The organism is Lentzea roselyniae (genome assembly GCF_039537795.1).
Taxonomy (GTDB): Bacteria; Actinomycetota; Actinomycetes; order Mycobacteriales; family Pseudonocardiaceae; genus Lentzea; species Lentzea atacamensis.
On the sequence record NZ_BAABBE010000008.1, the window covers coordinates 300,810 to 325,588 of the forward strand.

Below are 24,779 nucleotides of genomic sequence, written 5' to 3' on the forward strand. Positions count from 1 at the left end.
GAGGCCCGTCTCACTTCTTCTTGGCAGCCGTCTTGCGAGCCGCGGGCGCCTTGGCGGCCGTGGTCTTCGCAGCGGGCTTCGCCGCAGCCGTGGTCTTGGCAGCGGGCTTCTTGGCAGCGGTCGCCTTCGCGGCCGGCTTCGCAGCGGCCTTCGTCGCGGTCGCCTTCGCGGGCGCCTTGGCAGCCGTGGTCTTGGCGGCAGCCGTGGTGGTGCGACGGGTCGCGGGCGCCTTGGTGGCGGCCGCGGCCGTGCGAGTGCGCGTCGTGGTGGCGCGCGTGGTCGTGGCCTTGGTCGCCGGAGCCTTGGCAGCCGCGGGCTTCGCGGCGGCGGCGGGCTTCGCAGCCGGCTTGGCGGCAACGGCCTTCGGCAGCTTCTTCGCACCGCTGATGACGTCCTTGAACGTCGAGCCGGGGCGGAACGCGGGCACGTTGGTCTTCTTGACCTTCACGGTCTCGCCCGTGCGCGGGTTGCGCGCGGTGCGAGCCGCACGGGCACGCTTCTCGAAGACGCCGAAGCCCGTGATGTTGACCTTCTCGCCCTTGTTGACGCTGCGGACGATCACGTCCACGAGGCCGTCAACAGCAGCGCCAGCGGTCTTCTTGTCTCCCAGGCGCTCGGCGAGCGCCTCGATGAGCTGGGCCTTATTCACCGTCAGTCCCTCCCAGGACGCTCACGGCCCTAAGAGACGGGCCGACTAGAACGCAACGGTAGGCCCAAAACGCGAGAAATACCAATCGCCACGCCAGATTTTTCGTTGTGGCGTGGCTAATTGCGCCCCTTCGAGGGACAGGAGGCGCCGGATTCGCCCCTCTGGAGGGGAGAATCCGGCCCCCTCTCAGACCGCCTGAAGCGGATCCGTTGTGGGCAACCAAGTCTGGCGATCGCCCTCGAATGCGCTGATCTCGGCCTCGTGGCGGAGCGTCAAAGCGATGTCGTCGAGGCCTTCCAACAGGCGCCAGCGGGTGTAGTCGTCGATCTCGAACGGGGCAACCAAGTCCTTGGCGCGGACGGTCTTGTCGGTGAGGTCCACGGTGACCGGCGTGCCGGGCTCCGACTCGAGCAGCTTCCAGAGCAGCTCGACATCGGACTGGCTGCACTGCGCCGCCACGAGGCCCTGCTTGCCCGAGTTGCCCCGGAAGATGTCGGCGAACCGGGACGACACGACCACGCGGAAGCCGTAGTCCATCAACGCCCAGACGGCGTGTTCCCGAGAGGACCCGGTGCCGAAGTCGGGGCCCGCCACGAGGACGCTGCCCGCCTTGAACGGCTCCTGGTTGAGGACGAAGTGCTCGTCACCGCGCCAGGCGGCGAAGAGCCCGTCCTCGAACCCGCTGCGGGTCACGCGCTTGAGGTAGACGGCCGGGATGATCTGGTCGGTGTCCACGTTGGACCTGCGCAGCGGCACGCCGACGCCCGTGTGGGTGGTGAAGGCTTCCATGGTCAGTTCTCCAGGTCTGCGGGGGCGGAGAGGGTGCCGCGCACGGCCGTGGCGGCCGCCACGAGGGGCGAGACGAGATGCGTCCTGCCGCCCTTGCCCTGCCTGCCCTCGAAGTTGCGGTTCGAGGTCGACGCGCTGCGCTCGCCGGGGGCGAGCTGATCCGGGTTCATGCCAAGGCACATCGAGCAGCCCGCCTGGCGCCACTCGGCGCCCGCGTCGAGGAAGACCTTGTCCAGCCCCTCTTCCTCGGCCTGCTTGCGCACCCGCATCGAACCGGGGACGACCAGCATCCGTACTCCCGAAGCGACGTGCTTGCCCTTGAGCACGTCCGCGGCGGCCCGCAGGTCCTCGATGCGGCCGTTCGTGCACGAGCCGAGGAAGACGGTGTCCACGCGGATGTCGCGCAGCGGCGTGCCCGGCTCCAGGCCCATGTACGACAGCGCCTTCTCGGCGGCCACGCGCTCGTTCTCGTCCGCGATCTGCTCGGGGTCGGGGATGCTCGCGCCCAGCGGCAGGCCCTGCCCGGGGTTCGTGCCCCACGTGACGAACGGCGTCAGCTCGTCGGCGTCGATGTGAACTTCCGCATCGAAAGTCGCGTCGTCGTCAGTGCGCAGCGTCTTCCAGTAGGCGACGGCCGCGTCCCAGTCCGCGCCGGACGGTGCGTGCGGACGACCCTTGATGTAGTCGAATGTCGTCTCGTCCGGTGCGATCATGCCGGCGCGCGCGCCCGCCTCGATCGACATGTTGCAGACCGTCATGCGCGCTTCCATCGAGAGGTCCTCGATGGCGCGGCCGCGGTACTCGAGCACATAGCCCTGCCCGCCGCCGGTTCCGATCTTCGCGATGACCGCGAGAATGATGTCCTTGGCCGTGACGCCAGGCTGGAGAGCGCCGTCGACGTTGATGGCCATCGTCTTGAACGGACGCAACGGCAACGTCTGCGTCGCCATCACGTGTTCCACCTCGGACGTGCCGATGCCGAACGCCAGCGCGCCGAACGCACCGTGCGTGGACGTGTGACTGTCGCCGCACACAACGGTCATGCCGGGCTGCGTGAGGCCGAGCTGCGGGCCCACCACGTGGACGATGCCCTGCTCCAGGTCGCCCATCGGGTGCAGCCGCACGCCGAACTCCGCGCAGTTGCGGCGAAGCGTCTCGACCTGCAGGCGCGAAACGGGGTCCGCGATCGGCTTGTCGATGTCGACGGTCGGGACGTTGTGGTCCTCGGTGGCGATCGTCAGGTCGGGCCTGCGCAGCTTGCGGTTGGCGAGGCGCAGCCCGTCGAACGCCTGAGGGCTGGTGACTTCGTGCAGCAGATGGAGGTCGATGTAGAGGAGGTCCGGCTCCGCACCACTGCCGTGGCGCACAACGTGTGCCTCCCACACCTTCTCCGCGAGCGTGCGGCTCATCGCGACATCTCCTACATCCTGGTCCCACATCATGGACGCGCCGACAGATCTGGACTTCTCACTGTCTGGGAAGTTAGTATCGGCTTGTGGGACAGCATAGCGGGATCGGCGTGCTGGACAAGGCAGTGGCCGTCTTGAACGCCGTAGCAAAAGATCCATGTGGCCTGGCCGAGTTGTGCAATCGCACCGGCCTGCCGCGAGCGACCGCGCACCGCCTGGCCGTGGGCCTCGAGGTGCACCGGTTGCTGCGCCGCGGCTCCGACGGCCGCTGGCGTCCTGGCGCGGCACTGGCAGAACTGGCGGGCGGGGCAACGGACCCGTTGCTCGACGCCGCCTCCTCCGTGCTGCCACGCCTGCGCGACATCACCGGCGAGAGCGTCCAGCTCTATCGCCGCGACGGCATGCAGCGTGTCTGCGTCTCGGCCGCCGAGCCTCCCTCCGGCTTGCGCGACACCGTCCCCATCGGCGCCCGCCTCCCGATGACCGCCGGCTCCGGTGCCAAGGTCCTGGCCGCCTGGTCGGACCCTGGCACCCAGCGCGCCGTTCTCGCCGACGCCGTCTACGGCGAACGCACTCTCCTGGAAGTCCGCCGCCGAGGCTGGGCACAAAGCGTGGCCGAACGCGAACCAGGCGTGGCCTCGGTCTCGGCCCCAGTACGAGACTCCTCCGGCACCGTGGTGGCAGCCGTCTCCGTAAGCGGCCCCATCGACCGAATGGGCCGCCGTCCTGGCGCCCGCTGGGCAGCCGACCTCCTAGCAGCAGCCGAGGCCCTCCAAAGCCGCCTCTAAAGCACCAACGCCAAGCGGCCGTCCTCCCCACCGGGAAGGGCGGCCGCACGCGTAACACCCAACGACACGCCGCAACTCCCCCGCGACACGCGGTACAACCCCGGATGCCCGCCAGAGCACGCCAAGGCACACAGCGATGGCGATGGCGGCAACACAACGGCCGACGAACGACGCACAAGGCGCAGCGACACCGCAACACAACCGCCGCGGCCACAACGGGGCAGGGCAGAAACGAAACCCGCAAGCGCCCAACGATTCGACGCGCGAACGTCAGCACAGCCCCGTGAGGGCTATCGGATCGTGAGCCGCGCGAACGCCACCGCAAGCCCTGCGAGGCGATCAGATTGTGATCCCCGCACAAGCCCGGGGTACCCGGTCGCAGTTAGCCGCCTCACCCGGCAGGTATCCCACCAACATTCCCAGGCGGGCGAAACGAAGCCCAAAGAATTGGCATCCACCATTCCAAGGTGACCCCAGTCTCACCCAGGGATTCGGCGAGCGAAGCGAAGCCCCCACTCCCACGATGTTCAACCTACGGGGGGTCCGGGGGGCGAAGCCCTCCCGGCTGGGGGTCTGGGGGCTCGGCCCCCAGAAGACAAATGCGAAAGAGGTCCGTCGACGTTTTCCGTCGACGGACCTCTCCCACCTCTGTAGCCCCGAAGGGATTCGAACCCTCGCTACCGCCTTGAGAGGGCGGCGTCCTAGGCCGCTAGACGACGGGGCCCTAGAACTTCCTGCTGGTTTTGAACCTTATCAGATCACTCTGTCCGGTCCAAATCCGGCTATTCAGTTCTTCTTCTTGCTTTGTTACCAGCTTCGGAAGCTTACCCGAGGGCAGTTCTTCCGCAGCAGCTGGGGTACCAGGACTCGAACCTAGACTAACTGAACCAGAATCAGTCGTGCTGCCAATTACACCATACCCCATTGGCTTTCACGATCGACTTCGGTTCTCCGTGGGAGTTCCGAGCCCCTCGTTGCTGCCGGGAGAAATACTAGACCACGTGGCCACCAGAAGTGAAATCGGCCCCCACCTGCAGGCAAACGAGCAGGTGAGGGCCGGTCTCAGGGCTGTTCCGCCGAGGGGTCAGGCGGTGGCGGCGGAGAGCTCGCACACGAGGAGCTCCGGAAGTTCCGCCAGCGACGTGATCGAGGACAGGCCGGCGGGCAACGTGCCGCCGGTCGGACCTGTCCGGTTGATCCAAACGCCGTGCATCCCGGCGTCACGGGCACCGATGGCGTCGGCGTGCAGGCGGTCTCCCACGTGAACCGTGTCGCCGGGCGGGACGCCCAGGGCCAGGCACGCCGTGTGGAAGATCACGCGGTCCGGCTTGGCGCAGCCCACCTCACCCGCGATCAGGACGGCGTCGAAGTAGGCCGAGAGTCCGAGCTGGGCGATCTTCACGCGCTGGTGACGGCCAGAGGCGTTGCTGATCGCGGCGATCGGAAGGCCCGTGGCGCGCAGCCAGTCGAGCATCGGGATCACGTCCGGGAAAAGACACCACCCCGCGGAGAGGACCTCCTGGCGGGACAGCTCGCGGCGGGTGGCTTCCTCCAGCGTCAGCTCTTCGCCGAGAGCGGCGAAGAAGGCTTGGGTGCGGATGTTGCGCATCGACTCGTACTGGAGTTCACCAGCCAACTGGCGGGACACGTGGTCGTCGGTGATTCGCTGCCACAACGACCAGGCGTCGGCGTTACCGACCATCGAGGCCAACGCGGCGCGCGATGAAGTGCTGTAGTCGACAAGTGTGTCGTCGACATCCAGGCAGACAGCGCGGATCTCGCCGGTTCTCTTACGCGTGAAAGTCGGGGACGCAGTTGTCACCCCGTGAGGCTAGGTGTGAGTGGGCCTCGTCCGATTCGGCTAACGAGGTGATTCCTATAGGTCCTTGCACGATCAAGAAGACCTTGAGGCTCCGAACGAACTAGTCAGACTCGTCCGGGCGCCAAAAGCAATCACCCAGTCGAGTGTTGTTGGGCAACCGTGCAGCTGCCCGAACGGGCCGTTCCGCGAACGCGACACCATAGCCCGTACAAGGGCATTTCGCACAAGCCGCAACCGTTTTGGGGCCTGGGTTCCCAGACTGTCCACAGTGGAGCCAGACGGAGCGAGCCGCGTCACCCCCGAACCAGCTTGACGCACCCGGCGATCAAGAGCATGCTGGATTTATTCAACAGTGGTTGAAAAGAGGGGATCGACATGGAGAGGACCACCTGCCTCGTCGTCGGAGGCGGACCTGCGGGAATGGTGCTGGGGCTGCTGCTGGCGCGCGGTGGCGTAGAGGTCACGGTGCTGGAGAAGCACGCCGACTTCCTGCGCGACTTCCGCGGCGACACGGTGCACGCGTCGACGCTCACGCTCATGGACGAACTGGGGCTGGGGCCCGCGTTCGAGCAGGTGCCGCACCAGGACGTGGACAAGATCGAGGCGTTGCTCGACGGCGGCGCCAAGGCCACGATCGCCGACCTGTCGCGGCTTCCCGGCCCGAACAAGCGCATCGCGATGGTGCCGCAGTGGGACTTCCTGGACCTGCTGGCGGACGCGGGCAAGCTCGAGCCGTCGTTCACGTTGCGGATGAACACCGAGGTCACCGGGATCACCAAGCAGGGCAACAGGGTCACGGGCGTGACCTACCGCGACCGCGTCGACGGGCACGAGGGCGAGATCGCCGCGGACCTCGTCGTCGCGGCGGACGGGCGTGGCTCGATCCTGCGCGCTGCGGTCGACCTGCCCGTCTACCGCTTCGGCGCGCCGATGGACGTGTGGTGGTTCCGCTTGCCGCGCAACGAGAGCGACCCCGTCAAGGGTGGCGCCGGGCGGTTCAGCGCCGGCAGCGGCATGGTGCTCATCCCGCGCGGCGAGTACTTCCAGTGCGCCTTCCTGATCCGCAAGGGCACGGACCGGCAGCTGCGCGCGGAAGGCGTGGAGAAGTTCCGCGAGCGCGTGGTCACGCTCATCCCGTGGCTCGCCGACCGCGTGCACCACATCGAGTCGATCGACGACGCGAAGCTGCTCGACGTGAAACTGGACCGGTTGCGGCGCTGGCACGTCGACGGCCTGTTGTGCATCGGTGACGCGGCGCACGCGATGTCGCCGGTCGGCGGGGTGGGGATCAACCTGGCCGTGCAGGACGCGGTCGCCACCGCCAGGCTGCTCGCGAGGCCGTTGCGCCAGGGCAGGGTGACGAGCGAGACGCTCGCGAAGGTGCGCAGGCGGCGACTGTTCCCGACGATGGTGATCCAGACGATGCAGCGGGTGATCCACCGGCTGTTCCTCGGCCGCAAGCTCAACAGCACCGAGACGGTCTCGTCGACCGGCATGCCGTTCATGCTCAAGGCGGCCCAGCGGTTGCCGTTCCTGCAGGCGGTACCGGCCTACGTGATCGCGATCGGCCCTCGCCCGGAGCACGCGCCGGAGTTCGCACGCAGGAAGCCGCAGACGATCGCCAGGTCGTGACCGTTCTAAGTCGCCACGAAAGCCTCGGAGGACTCGCCGAGCACCATCGCCACGGCGTGGGCCCGGTCTCGGGCACCCAGCTTGCGCAGGATCGCCTTCACGTGGGTCTTCACGGTGTCGTTGCTGATGAAGAGCCGCTGGGCGATGCGGGCGTTGTCCATGCCCTTCGCCATCTCGGCCAGCACGTCGAACTCGCGGGCCGACAGCTGGGCGAGCGAGGCGGGCGGAGGCATCCGCGCCGGCAGGCGGGCCAGCGACCCCACCCGCGCGTCGATCGTGGCGGGAGCACCCCGCACCGCGGCCGCGATCAGGGGTAACAGCTCGGCCACTGGCGAGGTTTTCAGCAGGTAGGCCACGGCGCCGGCGTCCAGCGCCGCGCGGGCCCAGCTCGGACTGTCCGCATTGGACAGCACGACGACACGGGCGCTCGGCCGGTACTGCGCCGTGTCCCGCACGGTGCGCAGCGGCCCGGCGCCCGGCACGTCGAAGTCCGTGACGACCAGGTCCACCAGGACGCTGCGCAAACAACGCGCGGCATCAGCCACGGTGTGGGCGATGCCCACAACGCGGAAGCAGTGCGTGCGATGCAGCGAGATGCGCAGCCCCTCGGTGATGAGCTGCGAACCGTCGACGAGCAACACACGGGTGGACGCCAGGTCCGTCATGACACCGGGAAGTTACTAGCGGGTACCCGGGTGCGTAAGCTGCCGAGCGCCGGATTGCTCCGTACGGCTACCTATTTGCGACCGGATTGGTGAGCGTGCCAAGGCCGTCCACAGTCACGGAGACCGTCTGTCCGGCCCTCATCGGTCCGACGCCGGCCGGCGTCCCGGTCAGGATCACGTCGCCGGGAAGCAGCGTCATGATCCCGGAGACGTACGCGATGAGCGACGGAATGTCGTGCACCATCAACGAAGTACGCCCGTCCTGCTTGACCTCCCCGTCGAGCTCGGTGACGACGCGGACGTCGGAGGGGTCGAACTCGGTCTCGATGAACGGACCCATCGGGCAGAACGTGTCAAAACCCTTGGCACGCGTGAACTGCACGTCCTTCTTCTGCAGGTCGCGCGCGGTGACATCGTTGGCGATGGTGTAGCCCATCACCACGCTCATCGCCTTGGCCTTCGAGACCTCGCGGCACGGCTGGCCGATGATGACCGCCAGCTCGCCCTCGAAGTCCACGCGCTCGGACGCGGCCGGGATCTTGATCTCGACGTTCGGCCCGACGACCGACGTGTTGGGCTTGAGGAAGACCAGCGGCTCCGCGGGGACCTCGTTGCCGAGCTCCGCCGCGTGGTCCGCGTAGTTGCGGCCGATGCCGATGATCTTGGTCGGCAGGATCGGCGCCAGCAGCCTGACGTCGGCCAAGGGCCACTTGCGGCCGGTGAACGTGGGCGTGCCGAAGGGGTGTTCGGCGATCTCTGCGGCTTCCTCGCCGTGAACGGCGACGAAAGCAACGCCTTGAGGATGAGCGATTCGGGCAATGCGCACGTATACAACCTTAGACGGTGTCCCTGCAGGCGCTCCGGCGCTTCCTCCGGGGCAACACACACTCTGCACTGGTTACTCGTTCAAAGCGCTGCTCGCATCGACTTGTGCACCAGTGCGTCACAGAGGGCGAGCCAGCTCGCCTCGACGATGTTGCCGTGCACCCCCACGGTGGTCCACTCGCGCTCGCCGTCCGTGGACTCGACCAGCACGCGCGTCACCGCGTCCGTACCGGGGTGCTCGGTGAGGATGCGCACCTTGTAGTCGGCCAGCTCCACGCTGTCCAACCAGGACAAGTGCGGCAGCAACGCCTTGCGCAGCGCCGCGTCCAGCGCGTGCACGGGACCGTTGCCCTCGGCGGTGGCGATGACCCGCTCCCCCGCCACGTGCACCTTGACCGTGGCCTCGGACACGATCTCGCCGTCCGAGCGGTGGTCCAGCACGACCCGGTAGGACTCGAGCGTGAAGGGAGGAGTGTCCAGTTCGGACAGCTCTGAGCGCAGCAGCAGCTCCATCGAGGCGTCGGCGGCCTCGAACGACCAGCCCTTCGCCTCCAGCTCCTTCACGCGCTTCAACGCGCTGCCGACTTCGGTTGACCGGCCGGTCAGGTCGAGCCCGAACTCACGTCCCTTGAGCTCGATGCTCGCCCGACCGGCCATCTCGGTGACCAGCACCCGCATGTCGTTGCCGACGCGGTCCGGAACGATGTGGTTGTACAGCTCCGGATCCACCTTGATCGCGCTCGCGTGCAGACCCGCCTTGTGAGCGAATGCTGACGACCCGACATAAGCCTGGTGGGTGTCGGGTGCGATGTTCGCGATCTCGGCCAACGCATGGGAGACGCGGGTGAGCTCGGCCAGTGCCCCGGTCGGGAGCACCTCCATGCCGAGCTTGGTCACGAGGTTTCCCACGACGGCGAACAGGTCGGCGTTGCCTGCTCGCTCGCCATAACCGTTGGCGGTGCACTGAACGTGCGTCGCGCCCGCCTGAACGGCCGCGATGGTGTTCGCCACGGCGCAGGACGTGTCGTCCTGGCAGTGGATTCCGACTCGGAAGCCGGTCTTCTTGACGACCTCGGCCACCGTCTCGGCGAGCCCCAACGGCAGCTGACCGCCGTTCGTGTCGCACAGCACGACGACGTCGGCGCCACCCTCCACAGCGGACTCCAGCACCCTGAGGCTGGTGTCCGGCGAGAACGCGTAGCCGTCGAAGAAGTGCTCGGCGTCGAGGAAGACTCGCCTGCCGTGTTCCTTGAGGTGCTTGACGGTGTCGCGCACCATCCTCAGGTTCTCGTCGGTGTCCGTGCGCAGCGCCCGCTCGATGTGCCTGAGGTCCGATTTGGCCACCAACGTGACCACCGGGGCCTGGGAGTCGAGAAGTGCCTTGACCTGGGGGTCTTCCTCGACCTTGACCCCTGCCTTGCGGGTCGCTCCGAACGCGACCAGCTTGGCGTGCTTGAGCTCCAGGTCACCGGCCGCCGCGCGGGCGAAGAACTCGGTGTCCTTGGGGAGAGCGCCGGGCCAGCCGCCCTCGATGAAACCGACGCCGAGCGAGTCCAGCAGCCGTGCGACAGCGAGCTTGTCCGTGACGGAGTACGAAATTCCCTCACGTTGGGCGCCATCGCGCAGCGTCGTGTCGTAGACGTGGAACTCGTCGGTCGGGCCGGCCATCGGGGTCATCTCCTCATCCGGACAAACAAAAAGACCCCCCGCGGGATGCGAGAGGTCTGCGCGTCGGGTGCCAGGGGCGGCACTACCCGACGCGCTCGTCGATAATGATGGCGAGGTGCTGAGCCATGTAGCGGATGCTGCCACAGCTCAGCACGACGTACCAAGCGCCGGGAGGAAATCTCCCACTATCTGGTCACGCTCACGCCTGCGACAAGTACTTCGCGAAGGCCTCGATCGAGGCCGGGTTGCGCGGGCCTTCGACCAGCGCGGCGTACGGAAGTGCGAAGAAGCGCTTGTTCTTGATCGCCGGCGAGTTCGCGAGCGGAGCGAAGCCCTCCAGGAACGCCTGCTTCTGCGCGGGCGTGTTCGCCTCACCGTCCGCGTAGTCCACGATCAGCACGACGTCCGGGTCGCGCTGCACGACGGTCTCCCAGTTGACCGTGGTCCAGCTGTCGTCGAGGTCGCCGAAGATGTTGTCGCCGCCCGCCTTGCCGATGACGTCCTGCGGCGCGGCGTTCTTGCCGGACGTGAACGGCTGGTCCTGGCCGCTGTCGTAGAGGAACACCTTCGGGCGCGGCTTGCCCGCCATCAGCTTGCCCGCGTTCTCGATCTGCTGCTGGTAGCCCTTGATGAGCTCCTCGGCCTCGGCCTCGACGCGGAAGATCTTCCCGAGGTTGCGCAGGTCCGTGTACAGCGCGTCGAGGGCGGGCATGATGCCGCGCTGCTTGCCGGCGCCGTTGCGGCACGCCTCGGTGAGCAGGTAGCTCGGGATCCCGAGCTGCTTCAGGGCGTCCGGGGTGAAGCCGGTGCTCTCGCTGAAGCCGTAGCTCCAGCCCGCGAAGACGAGGTCGGCGTTGGCGCCCTGCACGACCTCCTTGGAGATCTTGTCGGCGAGCTTGCGCGTGCTGTCGAAGTCGGCCTTCCACGGCGAGGTCTGCAGGTCCACCCTGTTGTTGCCGTCCACGACGTAGCCGGCCATGCGGTCCTTCAGCCCCAGCGCGAACATCAGCTCGGTGATGCCGGTGTCGTTGGTGACCACTTTGGACGGCACCTTGTCGAACGTGACCTGCTGGCCGCAGTTCGTGATGGTCACCGGGTCCGACTTCGAGGCGTCCTGCGCGACCGTGGCACCGCAGCCGGAGACGAGCAGCAGGGCGGCTGTGGCGAGGGCGGTTCTCAAGGGATGACCTCCTGGTCGAACAGGAGCTGGGGAACTCCCGTGGTGGGGTGTCGGACGACGTGTGCCGTGACGTGGAAAACCTTGGCGATCAGTTCGGGCACGAGGACCTCCTCGGGCGTGCCGTGCGCGACGACGCGGCCTTCTTCGAGCACGTACAGACGGTCGCAGTAGGACGCGGCGAGGTTCAGGTCGTGCAGGACGGTGAGAACCGTGACGCCGAGGCCGCGTGCGAGTGCGAGGACGTCGAGCTGGTGCCGGATGTCGAGGTGGTTGGTCGGCTCGTCCAGCACGAGCACGCGTGGCTCCTGTGCGACGGCACGCGCGATGAGCACGCGCTGGCGTTCACCGCCGGAGAGGCTGAGGAAACCCCGGCCCGCCAGATGCGAGACGTCCACTGTGGCCAGTGCGTCGGCGACGATGCGGCGGTCCGCCTCCGGATCGCGGTCGTGCGGCAGACGGCCCATCTCCACCACCTCGGCCACCGTGAAGTCGAACTCGACCTGTGACTCCTGGGTGAGCGCGGCGAGGTCGCGGGCGATCTTCTGTCGCTTGTGGACGCTCTCGCCGTCGAGCAGGACGATGCCGGCGTGCGGTTTCAGGGCGCGGTAGACGCAACGCAGCGTCGTGGACTTGCCGCTGCCGTTCGGCCCGACGATGCCGACGACCTCGTTCGAGGCGTGCAGCGAGATGTCCTCGATGATGTTCTGGACGGTGACACCGGTGAGCTCGACGCGCATCAGCGCCCTCCGAACACGTACGCCCTGCGGCGCATCAGGAAGATGAAACACGGCACACCGAGGGCGGCGGTGATGACGCCGAGCGGCAGTTCCTCCGGCGCCGCGAGCATGCGTGCGGCCACGTCCACCCACACCAGGAAGCTCGCGCCGGCGAGTGGCGCGAGGGCCAGCACCTTGCGGTGATCGGCGCCCACGACCATGCGGGTGAGGTGCGGCAGCATCAGGCCGACGAAGCCGACCGCGCCGCTGACGGCCACCAGCACGCCGGTGATGGCCGCGGTGACGACGAACAGGTGCGTGCGGAACCGGTTGACCTCGATGCCGAGCGTGGTCGCGGTCTCGTCGCCCATCGCCAGCGCGTTGAGCTGCCGCGCCCTGGTCGTCAGGTAGACGATCCCGGCCGCGGTCACGGCCGTGGCGACCGGCAGAGACTGCCAGTTGGCCCCGCCGAGGCTGCCGAGCAACCAGAACATGGCCGCCCGCGCCGCCTCACCGCGCGGCGCCTGGAACACCAGCAGCATGGCGACGGCCGAGAAGCCGTACGCGAGCGCGGTTCCGGTCAGCACCAGCCGCAACGGCGTGAGCCCCCGGCTCGACCGCGCGGTGATGTACACCAGCGCCGTGGCACCGAGCCCCGTCAGGAACGCTCCGGCCGAGAGCGCGTAGACACCGAGACCGGAGAGCACGCCAAGCGTCGCCACCGCCGTCGCGCCGACGCTGGCTCCGGACGAGATGCCGAGCACGTACGGGTCGGCGAGCGCGTTGCGGACCATGGCCTGGATCGCGACGCCGACCGTGCTGAGGCCGGCGCCGACCACCGCGGCCAGCAGCACACGAGGCAGCCGGATGTCCCAGACGATGTGGTACTGCCCGGCGAGGTCGGCGGGGACCGTGCCGCCGGTCAGCGCCGCCCACAGCAGTTCGAGGGTGACGTCGAACGGTACGGAGACGGGGCCGAGCGCCACACCCGCGACGATGCTGACGGCGAGCACGCCGACGAGCGCGCTGATCTTCCCGATCACATGTTCCCTTCCCGCAGTCCACGGCAGGAGTCGGAGTTCCTCTGCAGCCGTGTGCGGGTGTTCGGGCTCGCCCCTGGTGGGGCCTACCGTTGCGGGTCAGCGCCGGACTTCGACCGGACTTCCCCCGTGCACGACGCTCGTACTCTAACCCGAGCTACAAGGCGCCTTCCGCACCGAAGCCCGGCTCGAAGCGGCGGAAGTACTCCATGCAGTTCGCCATCTGGTGCTCGACGAGGCCGAACTTCGGGGTGTCGTGCGGTTCCAGCATCGCGAGCACGTCGACGGACTCGGTCGCCTTCTCGCCTGGGACGAGGATCTCGGCGCGATCGCCGGGGAAGACGGAGACCTTGTGGCCGACGTGCCACACATCCCGCCTGGATCCCTTGACCAGCACCTTCCACGGCGGGTTGTACTGCTCCAGGTCCTCCAGCTCGTTGCGGATCGAGAGCAGGGCGCTGAACACGGAGTCACCGGTGGACATCTTGCGGCCGAAGGGGCCGTAGAGAGCCATCTTGATCTCTTTCGCGGTGACCGCCTGCCACACGACGCGGCCCACCCAGACCTGTTCCCTGCCCGACTCCGGATCCTTGCCGTGGAGCGGGACGTCGCGCGAGATCGCCGGGAACTCACCGTCCTTGGTCCACTCCGGAAGCTCCTCCACCGGCTGCTGCCGCGGAGGCACCGGCCGGGGTGGTGGCGGCGGAACGGGTGGCCTCATCGCGCGTGGCGGTTGCGGCGGCGGTGGCATCTGGCGCTGCGGACGCATCGGGTGCTGGGGACGCATCGGCGGCTGTTGGGGGTGCATTGGGGCAGAACTCCTGTTGGTCGCCGTGACGTCAGCTGTGCTTGGCCATGATGTCGCGCATCTGCTGCCGATAACTGTTCATCAGCTCCTGCTGCGCGGACTTCTCCCCCGGTGGGAGATCGGGCAGCCTGGAGTCGATCTCCCGGACCAGGTCCTGCAGCCGGAAGTACTGGCTCTTGGAGGGTTCCGGCAACTGCTCCGGTTCCCTGACCCTGGGCTGCTCGTCCGGCTCGCGTTTCGGTTCCTCCGCGGGAGGGTCCGGCTCCCGCTGCGGCTCTGGCTCGCGGTCGTGCGGCACGGGATCGTCCGGATCGGTGCGCTGCGGACCGAACGGCTCGTCGGGGTGCGGGTTGTTGTAGTCCGGTGTGTGCGACGGCGGCTCGTAGTCCGCCCGGTGCCACGGCGGGAGCCCGTCGTCGACGTGCTTGCCGACCTGCGTGCCCATCTGCTCGGCCGCTTCGCGCGCGGACATCTCGGCTGTCTCTCGCAGCACCGCCTTCTCCGCCGTGCCGGCCAGCCCGGCGCCGCCGGTCGCGATGCCGAGACCGACGTCGCCGACCAGCTGACCGAACGCCGCGAACGGGTCCTTCTTCCACTGTTCGACGTTGAGGATGCCCTTGACGGCCTCGGTCGGATGCGTGGCCATGTGGACCATGCCCGCGGCCTGCTGCATCAGGTGGGCCGCGTAGTCGCCGGGGTGGGCCACGTTGTAGGGGTCGAGCGGGTTCATCACCCGCGCCACCTTGACCAGGCCGAGCACGGCCTGGCCCATACCGGAGTGCACCGACACGACCTGGTCCACGGTCTTCTCGATGCTGTCCTCGATCGAGGCACCGAGCTTGGAGAGGAACCCCGGTTCCTCGGGAGCCTTGTCCTTCGCCCTGGTGACGACGGCGGCCGCCTCAGCGGCCGCACTGCGCAGGGCGTTGCGCGCGTCGGCGAGCATCCGCTCGGCGGCCTCCCGCTGGGCCTTGCCGGGATCGTTGAACGGGGCGAGCGGTGCGGGCGCCGAGTCACCGCTGACCTGTGCGGCCATGAACGCCTTCTCGAACTGCGACGCCGCAGCGTCGTACTGGCGCTCGGCGTCCTTGGTGACCTTCTTCGCCTCGTTGTGGAGACGGATCGCCTCCGCGGCTTCGCGTTGCGCGCGCTCGACCGCGCCTTTGTAGGTCGTCAGCGCCTCCACGACGGGCCCGAACGCCTCGGCGGCGTCCCGCCACTTCGGCGTCTCCTTGGCGAAGTACTGCTGGAACTTCTCCGCCGCCGCACCCGTCCAGTGGCCGACGTCCAGTTTGGACAGACCGCCGTACGCCTCCTGACAGGCGGTGCCGAGCTTGCGCAGCCCGCTCGCGGTCTCGTCGAGAGTCGCGACGTCGCCGGGGACGAGCTCCTTCGGGTCGTCGGTGTCGCCGAGCTCACTGCGCCCGAACCAGCTCACGCGCGATCACCGGCCTTCTTGAACGACGTCTCCTCACCGGTGACGTCCTCGACCGCCGAGTCCCACGAGTTCTCGAGGCCCTTCGCGGCCTTGTCCCACTCCTTCTCCATCGAGGTCAACTGCGTGTACGGCTTGCCGAGCTCCTCCCAGGACTGCCTGGTCGGGTCCACCTGTGAGCCGGGGTCGCCGAGCAGCAGCTGGAAACCCTGCTTGAGCTTGTCCTCGGCCTGCTCGTACACGCTGCGCGTGTCGCTGAGCGCCGAGACCATCTCGGTGCCTTCCTCGACGAGGTGCCGCACTCCCCACTTCCAGCGGTCGAAGAACTCCTCCAGCGCCTCGGCGAGCACCTCGTCACCGCACTCGTCCTGGCTGGGGCAGAGGAACCCGAGGCTGGTGGTGCTGGCCATCAGGTGGCCGCCGTCGGGCGCGAACTCCTTCAACGCCGCGACCGTGTCGTTGACGCCCTTGATCGCCTGACCCATCGCGCCGAGGTCGACGCCGAACCCGGTCACGCGTCCACCGCCAGCTCGTCGGCGACGATGCCGCGCACCGGCGGCAGGCTCATCATGTGCTCGGCCCCGTTGTCGAACACGACACCGGTGTTCCTCGGCAACGCGGGCAGGTAGTGGTCGAGCAACCGTTCGCCCGTGACCGCCAGGTAGTGGGCCTCGGTGCTCTCGCCCCTGGCCGCGAGGTGCTCCTGCAACCGCTCGGGGCTCGAGAACGCGGCGAGCCAGTTCAGTCCCTCGATGGAGACGACCGGCAGGGACAGCGGGTCGATCCGCTGCAGGTAGACCGTGCTCTCCCGGAAGGCCCGCAGGAACGCCTCCGGGTTTCCCCCACCCTCGCGGTAGCGCCGCGCGTGCGCCACCGCCTCGTTTTCGTCGTGCATGCCTCTCCCGTTCCACCAATCCCCCCAGATCGGCAGCGCCGTACGTTACCGGCGGCTCACTGTCCGTGCCTGAGCAGTCGATCAACTGAGGTCCGCGTCACTTCGGGAAAAAGATCCGGGGTCGTGTCGATCCGGCGGCAGACCCGTTCGACCTCGGGATGTCAGGCACCGCAACACCGCGGAACAGGGAGACACACCATGAAGTTCATGCTGATCTGGCGCGCGACCGACGAGGCCTTCGCGAACCTGGGCGACGTCGACTTCGACAAGATGCTGGAGACGGTCGGCCGCTTCAACGACGAGATGATCCGCGCCGGCGTCCTGCTCTCCGCGGAGGGCCTGGCCGATGCCTCAGAGGGCGTGGTCGTCGACTTCTCCAGCGAGCCGCCGGTCGTGACGGACGGCCCGTACGGCGAGACCAAGGAGCTGTTCAACGGCTTCTACATCATCAACGTCGCTTCCAAGGAGGAGGCGATCGAGTGGGCCAGGCGCGCGCCGATCACCGGTCCCGGCTTCAAGACCGAGATCCGCCGAGTCCCCACGATCGACGAGTTCCCCCAGGACAACCCGTGGATCCAGAAGGAGCGCGCGTGGCGTGAGCGCACCGGTCAGCTCTGACCCGCGCTGAAGAACGCCGAAGCCCGGCCGGAGAACTCCGGCCGGGCTTCAAAACGTCTGCGAGAACTCAGCCCGTGCGCACGTTCGACGACACGAGCGCCGCGAGCCTGTCACCGATCGCGTAGGTCGCGCCCGGCGACTGGTGGTCGCGCGTCGCCAGGTCGAACGCCACGGAGGCCTCGATCCGGCGCGACGCCTCGTGCTCGCCGAGGTGGTCGAGCAGCAGCGCCACGGACAGCACCGCGGCGGTCGGGTCCGCGATGCCCTGGCCCGCGATGTCCGGTGCCGAGCCGTGCACGGGCTCGAACATCGACGGGTTGCGGCGCGTCACGTCCAGGTTGCCCGACGCGGCCAGGCCGATTCCGCCCGTCACGGCGGCGGCGAGGTCGGTCAGGATGTCGCCGAACAGGTTGTCCGTCACGATCACGTCGTAACGGCCCGGGTCGGTGACCATGTGGATCGTGGCCGCGTCGACGTGCTGGTATGCCACGGTCACGTCCGGGTGCTGCAGCGAGACCTCCTCCACGACGCGCGACCACAGCGAGCCGGCGTGCGTGAGGACGTTCGTCTTGTGCACCAGCGTCAGATGGCGACGCTGACGAACCGACGCGCGGGCGAAGGCGTCGCGGACGACGCGCTCCACACCGAACGACGTGTTGAGCGAGACCTCGGTGGCGATCTCGTGCGGGGTGTCCTTGCGCAGCAAGCCACCGTTGCCCGCGTACGGACCCTCGGTGCCCTCGCGGACCACCACCATGTCGATCTCCGGCGGGTCCGCGAGCGGGCTGCGGACACCGGGGTAGAGACGAGCGGGGCGGAGGTTCACGTGGTGGTCGAGTTCGAAGCGCAGCCGCAGCAGCAGCCCGCGCTCCAGAATTCCGCTCGGCACCGACGGGTCGCCCACCGCGCCGAGCAGGATCGCGTCGTGCTGGCGAAGCTCTCCCAGCACCGACTCGGGCAACAACTCTCCCGTGGCGTGCCAGCGCGCCGCGCCGAGGTCGTAGCGAGTGATCTCGGCCGCCGGAACGACCTCGTTGAGGACCTTCAGGGCCTCAGCGATGACCTCGGGCCCGATCCCGTCTCCTGGGATCACTGCGAGCCGCATCCACACACCTCCCAGGTGTCCGTCCCCAATTAGTGGGACTACTTTCCTTCGCGAAAGGCTACCGGCATCACGGCCACTCGCCGCATGTCGGACACCCCTTCGGGGTGTTGTCTCCCGTACTGCGGGACACCCACACGGCCCATTCCGCACTTTCGGGTGTCACTCGATCGCAGGAACGGTGTCGCGTCAAGGGGTGACAGCGGCCAGTTCCACCCGTGACATGCCGGAGGCCCGGCTTCTCGGGAGAAACCGGGCCTCTCGGACGAACGTCGGATCAGTAGGCGGAACCGCGCCCGCTCGACTTCACCGTGACGACCGACGCGCGGTCGCCGCTGGCGTTGTGGTGGTTGAGCACCAGCAGGCCCTCGGACTTGTCGGCCTTCAGCGCGGCCTCGTCCTTGTTCACCACGAGCGCGGTGCCCGGCTTGGCGAGGTACGAGAGCGCCGCGTCGCCGCCGCCCTGCGTCCACAGACCCGGCTTGAGCGGGTCGAAGGACAGGTTGCGGTCGATCACGTCGATCAGGCCGTTCGCGTTGCCCGGCGCCACGTAGTAGCCGGTGGTGCCGGCGACGTACGAGATGCGCGAGGTGTCCTTCGTCGGGTCGATGCCGAGGGCCGTGAGGAGCACCGGCAGGACCGCGACGTTGGTGTCGGCGGTGTTCGTGTCGACGTCACCGAACAGGCCGTTGACCGCCTGGATGTCGACCGTCGCGCCCGTCTTGAGGTCGACCGTCGTCGCGACCAGCAGGTCGGTGTCGGTCAGGCGGGACGCGTAGGTCTCGAAGTCGGCGGTCCCGTCGCCGTTCGTGTCGATGTCGATGAACGGAACGGTGTTGGTGCCGAGGTTGTACCAGTTGCCCCAGGTCGCGATGCCGAACGCGAGCATCGCCTCCTCCGGCTTGCCCTGCGCCTTGGCGAGCGGGGCCGTGGAGGCCGCGCCGACGTAACGCAGGTCGCCGCCCTTGGCGGTCTCGTTGAGCGCGCAGTTCTCGGTGACGTTGCGGCGGCAGTCGCGCAGCTTCGGCGACTGGGCCTGCAGCTCGAGAACGCTGACCAGCGAGCGGTACGCCTGCGAGCCGGCGCCCTGGTCGACGCCGCGGCCGACGAGGTTCAGGATCGCCTGCGTGTCCTTGCCGCGGAAGCGGACGCTGCCCGCGGTGTGGATGTCCGCCACCGGCTTGGGCGCCGAGTAGACCGACAGGCGCAGCGGCACCGTGGCACCCGCGGTCGGCGTGAGGGTCACGCGACCGGAGGCGTCCGCGACGAACTGGCGCGCCACGTCGAGCTGCGTCGGCGCGACGGTCGAGTCCATCGTCTTGCGCAGCGCCTTGGGGTCGTCGATCTTCAGGGTGACCTTGACGCGCGCGACGCCGCGTGGGCTCAGCTTCACCTTGTCCTGCGAGAGCACGTAGCTCACGCCGGGGATCGACGTGGCGGCGGTGTAGCCGACCTTGTACTCGACGGACTTCGTCGACTTGTTGACGATCTTGATCGTCTTGGTCTTCGAGACCGGCTTGGAGACCTCGACGACGCCGAAGTTTGCGCTCACGTAGCCGGGGTCGTCCTCGACGAACGCCAGGACCTGGTTGTCCAGCGCCGCCTTGCCGTCCACGCGGCCGGTGCCGACGCGGTTGGGCGCGAAGGTCTTGCCGTTCTCCTTCACGTCCGCGCCCGCGGTGTTCATGATCGCGGCCTTGACCTCCTCCAGCGACCAGTCCGGGTGCGTCTGGCGCACCAGGGCGGCGATGCCGGCGACGTGCGGGGACGCCATCGACGTACCGGAGATCACCGAGCGGTCGTTGCCGGAACCGACAGCGGTCGAGGAGATCGTGTCACCGGGCGCCGCGACGTCCGGCTTGATCGACTTGCCGCGCGTGCCACGGCTCGTGAACGAGCTCGGGGTGTCCGAAATGGACTGGTCGTAGGTCGGCACCGTGGTGCGCAGGTTGCCCGCGAGCCTCACGTTCAGCGTGCCCGCGTCCAGCAGCGGGCGCACCTGGTTGGTGGCGTCGCCGGTGAACTGGAACGCCGGAATGGTCGCGTTGCCCGCGATGCCCGCGTTGAAGTTGTTCAAAGTCGACGAAAGCAGCACGCCCTTGGCACCGGCGGCCTGCGCGTTGTTGGTGCGGCCGCCCGAACCACAACGGCGGGTCGCGTCGTTGTCGTCCCATTCCAGCCACACGAACTTGCCGGCGAGGTTCTCCGTGATCGGCTGGCAGCCGTCGAGGTTGCCCGCCTGGGTGAGCTTCACGACCGGCCGGGTCTCGTCGTAGCCGAGGTAACCGGTGAAGTTCTGGCTGTACTGGCCCGGCTTCGCCTGGCCGTTGGCCTCGGCACCGTCGCGCAGCACGAACGAGTCACGGGTGGACGCGACGGTCAGCGCCTCGGGCGTGTTGCCCGGCGAACCGCCGATGTCGTAGAGGTCGCCGCCGTTGCCCGCGGAGAACACCGGCATGACGCCGGCGCGGTACAGCTTCTTGACGAACAGGCTGTCGGGGTCGTCCGGGGCGCCGTAGTCGGAGCCGAGCGACAGGTTGACCACGTCGAGGTGGTCGGAGAAGTCGCCGTCGCCGTCGGGGTCGAGCGACCAGTCGAGCGCCTGCGAGGTGACGTTGGTCGACCCGTCGCAGCCGAAGACCTTCAGCGCGTAGATGAGGGCCTTCGGCGCGGTGCCGGGGCCGATCTTCATCGCGTTGAGCTTCTCGGCGTCGAGCTTGGTGTAGTCGCCCTTGAACGTGCTGCCGTCGGCGTTCTCACCGAAACCGGCGGTGGTGCCGGCGACGTGCGAGCCGTGGCCGTTGCAGTCGATGGGGTTCGGGTCGGGCTTCGGCGTGTTGATCGCCGGGTCCTTGCTGCTCCCGTCGTACTCCTCACCGACGAAGTCATAACCGCCGACGACCTTCGCGGTCGGGAAGTTCGGGTCGGCCGCGCGCGGGTTGACGGCGCGGAACGCCTCGACCGTGCCGGGGCCGCCGAAGTTCGCGTGGGTGTAGTCGACGCCGGTGTCGATGATGCCGACCCGGACGTCGTCACCGAGCTTGCCGTACTGCTGCCAGACGTTGAGCGTCTTGGTGAGCTGCACCGCGCTCGAGTTCGTCCGCTTCTTCGGCACGACCGGGTAGACCGCCGTGACGTCCGGGCGGTTCGCCAGCTCACGGACCTTCGCGGCGTCCGCCGTGACGACCACGCCGGGAACGCCGTTGGAGGTGCGGTAGAGCTCCTTGGTGGCGGTGTCCTTCGACTTGAGCTCGCCGACGACCTGGTCGACCGAGGCCGACACGTCCTTGCGCGCCTGCTTGGCCGCCTGCTTGGCGGCCTCCTTGCCCTGCGGCTTCTTCTCCTCGAAGGCGTCAACGGCAGGCTTGCGGTCCAGCGCGACGAACGCGGTGACCTTGCCGGACTGGTTCAGCCGGGGAGAAACCTTGAGCTGCAGTGCTTTCGCGTCGAGCTTCTGCGCGCCCTTCACCGGCTGCGCGAGCGGTTCGCTCTGCGCCTGCGCAGTGGCGGGTGCGATCAGCAGTGTGGTGATGGCGGAGAACACCACCAGACTTGATCGTCTCTTCACAACGTTGCCCCAAACGAGGTGTGTGCTTTCGACCCGAATACACAGTGCCGCGCCCTCTACGGCACCGGGTCAACCTCGTGGGGAACCTAATCGCTGACTACGCCTCTGCGACTGCCCCGAAAGTATGAAGTTGTCTACAGATAGTTGCCTGTTACGCGTTCGTTGTGAACGGCGATAGCCACGGGAAGGGGACATTGCAGTCCCCTTCCCGGTTTGTCGTGACTATCCGAAGTCGACACTCCGCACGGTGCGGGCACCCACGGCCGCCCCGATCGGGTCGAGCACGGCGGTGTCGACCGGACGGTCCACCCGCAGCACCATGACGGCGTCCGCACCGGTCTGGCTGATCTGCGCGGCCTCGATGTTCACGCCGGCCTCGCCGAGCAGCGTGCCGACCGTGCCCATGACACCCGGACGATCCGGGTACTCCAGCAGCAGCACGGTTCCCTCGGCCCGCAGGTCGAAGTTGCGGCCGTTGATGTTCACCAGCTTCTCGACCTGGGCGATGCCGCTGACCGTGCCGGAGACGCTGTTGGTGGTGCCGTCCGCGTGGACCGCCTTCACCGTGACGAGGCTGCGGTGGTTCGGGCTCTCGGTCTCCTTGACCAGCTGGACGTTGACGCCCAGGTCCTCGGCGAGACGCGGCGCGTTCACGAACGTGACCTGCGACTCGACGACCTTGGCGAAGACACCGCGCAGTGCGGCGAGCGGCAGCACCTCGACGTCCTCATTGGACAGTTCGCCGCGGACCTCGACGGTGACGCTGGTCGGGGCCTTCGGCGACAGTGCACTGAGGACGGTGCCGAGCTTCTGCACGAGCGGCAGGTACGGGCGCACCTCTTCGCCGACCGCACCACCCTGGACGTTGACGGCGTCCGGCACGAAGTCACCGGCGAGCGCGAGGATGACGCTCTTCGCGACGTCGGTGCCCGCGCGGTCCTGCGCTTCGGCCGTGGAGGCGCCGAGGTGCGGGGTGACGACGATGCCCGGAACGTTGAACAGCGGGTTCTCGGTCGTGGGCTCGGTGGAGAAGACGTCGATGCCGGCGCCGCCGACCTGCCCCTCCTTCACCGCTTCCGCGAGAGCTTCCTCGTCGATGAGACCACCGCGTGCAGCGTTGACGATGATGACGCCGCGCTTGGCCTTCGCCAGCTGCTCGGCGCCGATGAGCCCCTTGGTCTCCGGCGTCTTCGGCAGGTGGATGCTGATGAAGTCGGACCGCTCGAGAAGCTCCTCGAGGGTGACGAGCTCGATGCCGAGCTGGGCCGCGCGCTGAGCGGACACGTAGGGGTCGTAGGCGATGAGCTCGGTGCCGAACGCGGCGATGCGCTGCGCGAACAGCTGACCGATCTTGCCGAGGCCGACGACACCGACCGTCTTGCCGTTGAGCTCGACGCCGTTGAACTTGCTGCGCTTCCACTCGTGGTTCTGCAGCGTCTCGTGGGCGGCCGGAATCTGCCGCGCAACGCTGAGAAGCAGCGCGACGGCGTGCTCGGCGGCGCTGACGATGTTGGACGTCGGGGCGTTGACGACCATCACACCGCTGGCCGTGGCGGCCGGCACCTCGACGTTGTCCAGGCCGACGCCCGCACGGGCCACGACCTTGAGCTTGCGAGTGGCGGCGAACACCTCGGCGTTGACCTGGGTGGCGGACCTGACGAGCAGGGCGTCCGCGTCCTGCACGGCCTCGAGGAGGGCCGCGCGGTCTGTGCCGTCTACGTGGCGCACTTCCACGCCGTCGCCGAGAGCGTCCAGGACGGACGGTGCGAGCTTCTCGGCGATGAGGACAACAGGTCGGCTCGTGTTGGTCACGGACATCGCTCCCAGAACGGTCGGATCGTGGGGCGCGGGCGTGGTCGGGGGCGGCTGGCCCGCGCCGACCGGGCACCGCAATGTGTCCGGACTGTTAACGAGCATAGACAGGGGGCTTGCCTGGGCCTTTGGCGGGTGGCTCAGGTCACTGCGGCGTCTTGGGGGGTGGGACGCGGTTTGCGGTTGTTGCCGTCGGGGGTGCGGGTTGGCCGGGTGGTTGTGGTGGGGAGCGAGGGCTGGGCGGGTAGTCGCGGCCGGGGGCACCGGATGGCCCGGCAGTCGCCGTGGTGGCACGGGTTGGCCAGGTGGTCGCGGTGGGAAGCGCGGGGCTGGCCGCGTGGTCGCCATGGGGCCACGGGTTGGCCCGGCAGTCACGGTGGGGACCGCGGACTGGCCGGTTGGTCGCGGCGGGGGCACGGGATGGCCCGACGGTCGCGGTGGGAAGCGCGGGGCTGGCCGCGTGGTCGCCATGGGGCCACGGGTTGGCCCGGCAGTCACGGTGGGGACCGCGGACTGGCCGGGCGATCACCGTGGAGGCACGGGATAGCCAAGGAAAACCGGCTGACCAGGGCCCCGGTGCCTTGCTAGCTTCGGGTTGTCGGTGCCTGACAGAACTCAGGAGCGGAATGCGTGACGTACGGGTGCAGCAGGAGTTCCACGTCCTCGTGAGGTCCGCGTGGCAGTCGCCCGCGACGTGTGTCGCGGACCTGCGGGCCCAGCTCGGTGCGGAGAAGCTCGCCGCGGCCAGGTCGCTCATCGCGGCCACCGGGGCGCGGCGGCGTCGGGATCGGGTTGACGGGACGGACGTTCGGCGCGGGGGCGGGTCGCGGGCGCGCCATTGGGGGGCGGGGCCGGTGGCTCCTACCAGGGCTCGTCGAACTCCCCGTCCTTTGCGCCTGCTACGAAAGCGTCCCACTCGGCCATGGTGAAGACGAGCACCGGTTCCAGCTGCTTGGAGTTGCGCATCGCCACGTAGGTGGCGCCGTCGGTGTGCGGGACGAAGGCGATTTCGACGTGGCCGTCTTCCGGTTCGGGCTCCGGCGGGCGCTTCCACTCCGCGTTGCGGAGGTCCAGGTTGCCGCGCACGTGGGCCTTGTCGTCGTAGATCGGCGCACTTTCCGTCATGGGAGTGAAGCTAGCGGATGATCAACTGCTGAAAGCGGAAAGGCCCGCGGAGCGTTGCTCCGCGGGCCTCCCTGGGGGAAGGACTCAGGCGGTCTCGGTGATCGGGCGGTCGACCCACGACATCATGTCGCGGAGCTTCTTGCCGGTGGCCTCGATCGGGTGGTTCTCGCCCTCCTGCTGCAGCTTGCGGTAGTTGGCGCGGCCGTTGTCGTCCTCGGCGACCCACTCGGAGG

General features: G+C 68.3%; 21 protein-coding genes, 2 tRNA genes, 1 pseudogene and 1 riboswitch. Of the genes and pseudogenes, 3 read left to right on the forward strand and 21 right to left on the reverse strand.

Annotated elements, in window-relative coordinates:
* Window positions 1-10: 10 nt before the first annotated feature.
* The 3 genes from ABFX45_RS17295 to leuC all read right to left on the reverse strand — a co-directional run bounded on the left by ABFX45_RS17295 (window position 11) and on the right by leuC (window position 2,847).
* Entirely contained in the window at window positions 11-649 is a 639-nt protein-coding gene (locus tag ABFX45_RS17295; protein WP_109634236.1) for an HU family DNA-binding protein, read from the reverse strand.
* Window positions 650-835: 186 nt separating this feature from the next.
* Window positions 836-1,438 carry a 3-isopropylmalate dehydratase small subunit gene (gene leuD, locus ABFX45_RS17300; RefSeq protein WP_109634239.1) on the reverse strand — a complete coding sequence of 201 codons (603 nt, stop codon included), beginning with the start codon at window positions 1,436-1,438 and terminating at the stop codon, window positions 836-838.
* Between the two features lie 2 nt (window positions 1,439-1,440).
* A complete protein-coding gene (gene leuC, locus ABFX45_RS17305) occupies window positions 1,441-2,847 on the reverse strand; it encodes a 3-isopropylmalate dehydratase large subunit (RefSeq protein WP_346130994.1) in 1,407 nt (468 codons plus the stop codon).
* Window positions 2,848-2,933: 86 nt separating this feature from the next.
* Here leuC and ABFX45_RS17310 point away from each other — a divergent pair, with 86 nt between their 5' ends.
* On the forward strand, window positions 2,934-3,635 hold the full coding sequence (locus tag ABFX45_RS17310) for an IclR family transcriptional regulator (RefSeq protein ID WP_170154825.1): 702 nt from the start codon (window positions 2,934-2,936) through the stop codon (window positions 3,633-3,635).
* A 651-nt stretch (window positions 3,636-4,286) separates the two neighbouring features.
* On the opposite strand, the gene ABFX45_RS17315 is transcribed toward ABFX45_RS17310, so the two are convergent.
* The 3 genes from ABFX45_RS17315 to ABFX45_RS17325 all read right to left on the reverse strand — a co-directional run bounded on the left by ABFX45_RS17315 (window position 4,287) and on the right by ABFX45_RS17325 (window position 5,457).
* A tRNA-Glu gene (locus tag ABFX45_RS17315) sits at window positions 4,287-4,359 on the reverse strand.
* 128 nt (window positions 4,360-4,487) lie between these two features.
* Window positions 4,488-4,559: transfer RNA gene (locus ABFX45_RS17320), tRNA-Gln, on the reverse strand.
* A 160-nt stretch (window positions 4,560-4,719) separates the two neighbouring features.
* A complete protein-coding gene (locus ABFX45_RS17325; protein WP_109634243.1) occupies window positions 4,720-5,457 on the reverse strand; it encodes an HAD family hydrolase in 738 nt (245 codons plus the stop codon).
* Window positions 5,458-5,832: 375 nt separating this feature from the next.
* On the opposite strand from ABFX45_RS17325, the gene ABFX45_RS17330 reads away from it, so the two are divergent.
* A complete protein-coding gene (locus tag ABFX45_RS17330; RefSeq protein WP_346130997.1) occupies window positions 5,833-7,089 on the forward strand; it encodes an FAD-dependent oxidoreductase in 1,257 nt (418 codons plus the stop codon).
* Between the two features lie 5 nt (window positions 7,090-7,094).
* Here ABFX45_RS17330 and ABFX45_RS17335 read toward each other — a convergent pair whose 3' ends face one another.
* From ABFX45_RS17335 to ABFX45_RS17380, 10 genes are all read right to left on the reverse strand, one after another.
* Complete coding sequence (locus tag ABFX45_RS17335; protein WP_109634247.1) at window positions 7,095-7,754, reverse strand: response regulator transcription factor; 660 nt, start codon at window positions 7,752-7,754, stop codon at window positions 7,095-7,097.
* Window positions 7,755-7,821: 67 nt separating this feature from the next.
* Entirely contained in the window at window positions 7,822-8,580 is a 759-nt protein-coding gene (locus ABFX45_RS17340; RefSeq protein ID WP_109634250.1) for a fumarylacetoacetate hydrolase family protein, read from the reverse strand.
* Window positions 8,581-8,660: 80 nt separating this feature from the next.
* Window positions 8,661-10,247, reverse strand: a complete 1,587-nt coding sequence (gene cimA / locus ABFX45_RS17345) for a citramalate synthase (protein ID WP_233439358.1) — start codon at window positions 10,245-10,247, stop codon at window positions 8,661-8,663.
* Between the two features lie 199 nt (window positions 10,248-10,446).
* Window positions 10,447-11,427, reverse strand: coding sequence for an ABC transporter substrate-binding protein (locus tag ABFX45_RS17350; protein ID WP_346131000.1), 981 nt, complete (start codon window positions 11,425-11,427; stop codon window positions 10,447-10,449).
* Window positions 11,424-12,164 carry an ABC transporter ATP-binding protein gene (locus ABFX45_RS17355; protein ID WP_211337224.1) on the reverse strand — a complete coding sequence of 247 codons (741 nt, stop codon included), beginning with the start codon at window positions 12,162-12,164 and terminating at the stop codon, window positions 11,424-11,426. The genes ABFX45_RS17350 and ABFX45_RS17355 overlap by 4 nt, the downstream gene beginning before the upstream one ends.
* Entirely contained in the window at window positions 12,164-13,186 is a 1,023-nt protein-coding gene (locus tag ABFX45_RS17360) for a FecCD family ABC transporter permease (RefSeq protein ID WP_233439360.1), read from the reverse strand. Before ABFX45_RS17360 ends, ABFX45_RS17355 begins: the two co-directional genes overlap by 1 nt.
* 39 nt (window positions 13,187-13,225) lie before the next feature.
* A riboswitch (cobalamin riboswitch) is annotated at window positions 13,226-13,348 on the reverse strand.
* Window positions 13,341-13,847 (reverse strand): hypothetical protein, encoded by a 507-nt coding sequence (locus ABFX45_RS17365; RefSeq protein ID WP_346131003.1) that lies wholly within the window; start codon window positions 13,845-13,847, stop codon window positions 13,341-13,343. (Overlaps the previous riboswitch by 8 nt.)
* Window positions 13,848-14,022: 175 nt before the next feature.
* Window positions 14,023-15,429, reverse strand: a complete 1,407-nt coding sequence (locus tag ABFX45_RS17370; protein ID WP_346131005.1) for a putative T7SS-secreted protein — start codon at window positions 15,427-15,429, stop codon at window positions 14,023-14,025.
* On the reverse strand, window positions 15,426-15,941 hold the full coding sequence (locus ABFX45_RS17375) for a hypothetical protein (RefSeq protein WP_346131007.1): 516 nt from the start codon (window positions 15,939-15,941) through the stop codon (window positions 15,426-15,428). The genes ABFX45_RS17370 and ABFX45_RS17375 overlap by 4 nt, the downstream gene beginning before the upstream one ends.
* The gene (locus tag ABFX45_RS17380; RefSeq protein WP_109634264.1) at window positions 15,938-16,321 is read right to left on the reverse strand and encodes an SseB family protein; all 384 of its coding nucleotides are present in this window, start codon (window positions 16,319-16,321) and stop codon (window positions 15,938-15,940) included. Before ABFX45_RS17380 ends, ABFX45_RS17375 begins: the two co-directional genes overlap by 4 nt.
* A 198-nt stretch (window positions 16,322-16,519) precedes the next feature.
* Here ABFX45_RS17380 and ABFX45_RS17385 point away from each other — a divergent pair, with 198 nt between their 5' ends.
* Window positions 16,520-16,939: a YciI family protein gene (locus ABFX45_RS17385; RefSeq protein ID WP_109634266.1), complete on the forward strand. Its 420-nt coding sequence runs from the start codon at window positions 16,520-16,522 to the stop codon at window positions 16,937-16,939.
* 67 nt (window positions 16,940-17,006) lie between these two features.
* Here the strand turns inward: ABFX45_RS17385 and ABFX45_RS17390 are convergent, their stop codons facing one another.
* The 5 genes and pseudogenes from ABFX45_RS17390 to ABFX45_RS17410 form a co-directional block, all read right to left on the reverse strand.
* Window positions 17,007-18,044: a 3-isopropylmalate dehydrogenase gene (locus ABFX45_RS17390; RefSeq protein WP_109634268.1), complete on the reverse strand. Its 1,038-nt coding sequence runs from the start codon at window positions 18,042-18,044 to the stop codon at window positions 17,007-17,009.
* A 274-nt stretch (window positions 18,045-18,318) separates the two neighbouring features.
* Window positions 18,319-21,591, reverse strand: coding sequence for a S8 family serine peptidase (locus ABFX45_RS17395; protein WP_428834156.1), 3,273 nt, complete (start codon window positions 21,589-21,591; stop codon window positions 18,319-18,321).
* Between the two features lie 240 nt (window positions 21,592-21,831).
* Window positions 21,832-23,421, reverse strand: coding sequence for a phosphoglycerate dehydrogenase (gene serA, locus ABFX45_RS17400; RefSeq protein ID WP_109635235.1), 1,590 nt, complete (start codon window positions 23,419-23,421; stop codon window positions 21,832-21,834).
* A gap of 861 nt (window positions 23,422-24,282) precedes the next feature.
* Window positions 24,283-24,546, reverse strand: a complete 264-nt coding sequence (locus tag ABFX45_RS17405; RefSeq protein WP_109634277.1) for a DUF397 domain-containing protein — start codon at window positions 24,544-24,546, stop codon at window positions 24,283-24,285.
* Window positions 24,547-24,630: 84 nt separating this feature from the next.
* Window positions 24,631-24,779: pseudogene (locus ABFX45_RS17410) on the reverse strand (ketol-acid reductoisomerase); the annotation flags it as partial.

Excerpts from the sequence above, each read along its gene's own strand:
- leuC (WP_346130994.1), bottom strand. The coding sequence starts at position 2,847 with ATGAGCCGCACGCTCGCGGAGAAGGTGTGGGAGGCACACGTTGTGCGC.
- ABFX45_RS17355 (WP_211337224.1), bottom strand. The coding sequence starts at position 12,164 with ATGCGCGTCGAGCTCACCGGTGTCACCGTCCAGAACATCATCGAGGAC.
- ABFX45_RS17385 (WP_109634266.1), top strand. The coding sequence starts at position 16,520 with ATGAAGTTCATGCTGATCTGGCGCGCGACCGACGAGGCCTTCGCGAAC.
- ABFX45_RS17390 (WP_109634268.1), bottom strand. The coding sequence starts at position 18,044 with ATGCGGCTCGCAGTGATCCCAGGAGACGGGATCGGGCCCGAGGTCATC.
- cimA (WP_233439358.1), bottom strand. The coding sequence starts at position 10,247 with ATGGCCGGCCCGACCGACGAGTTCCACGTCTACGACACGACGCTGCGC.
- leuD (WP_109634239.1), bottom strand. The coding sequence starts at position 1,438 with ATGGAAGCCTTCACCACCCACACGGGCGTCGGCGTGCCGCTGCGCAGG.
- ABFX45_RS17335 (WP_109634247.1), bottom strand. The coding sequence starts at position 7,754 with ATGACGGACCTGGCGTCCACCCGTGTGTTGCTCGTCGACGGTTCGCAG.
- ABFX45_RS17380 (WP_109634264.1), bottom strand. The coding sequence starts at position 16,321 with ATGCACGACGAAAACGAGGCGGTGGCGCACGCGCGGCGCTACCGCGAG.
- ABFX45_RS17405 (WP_109634277.1), bottom strand. The coding sequence starts at position 24,546 with ATGACGGAAAGTGCGCCGATCTACGACGACAAGGCCCACGTGCGCGGC.
- ABFX45_RS17330 (WP_346130997.1), top strand. The coding sequence starts at position 5,833 with ATGGAGAGGACCACCTGCCTCGTCGTCGGAGGCGGACCTGCGGGAATG.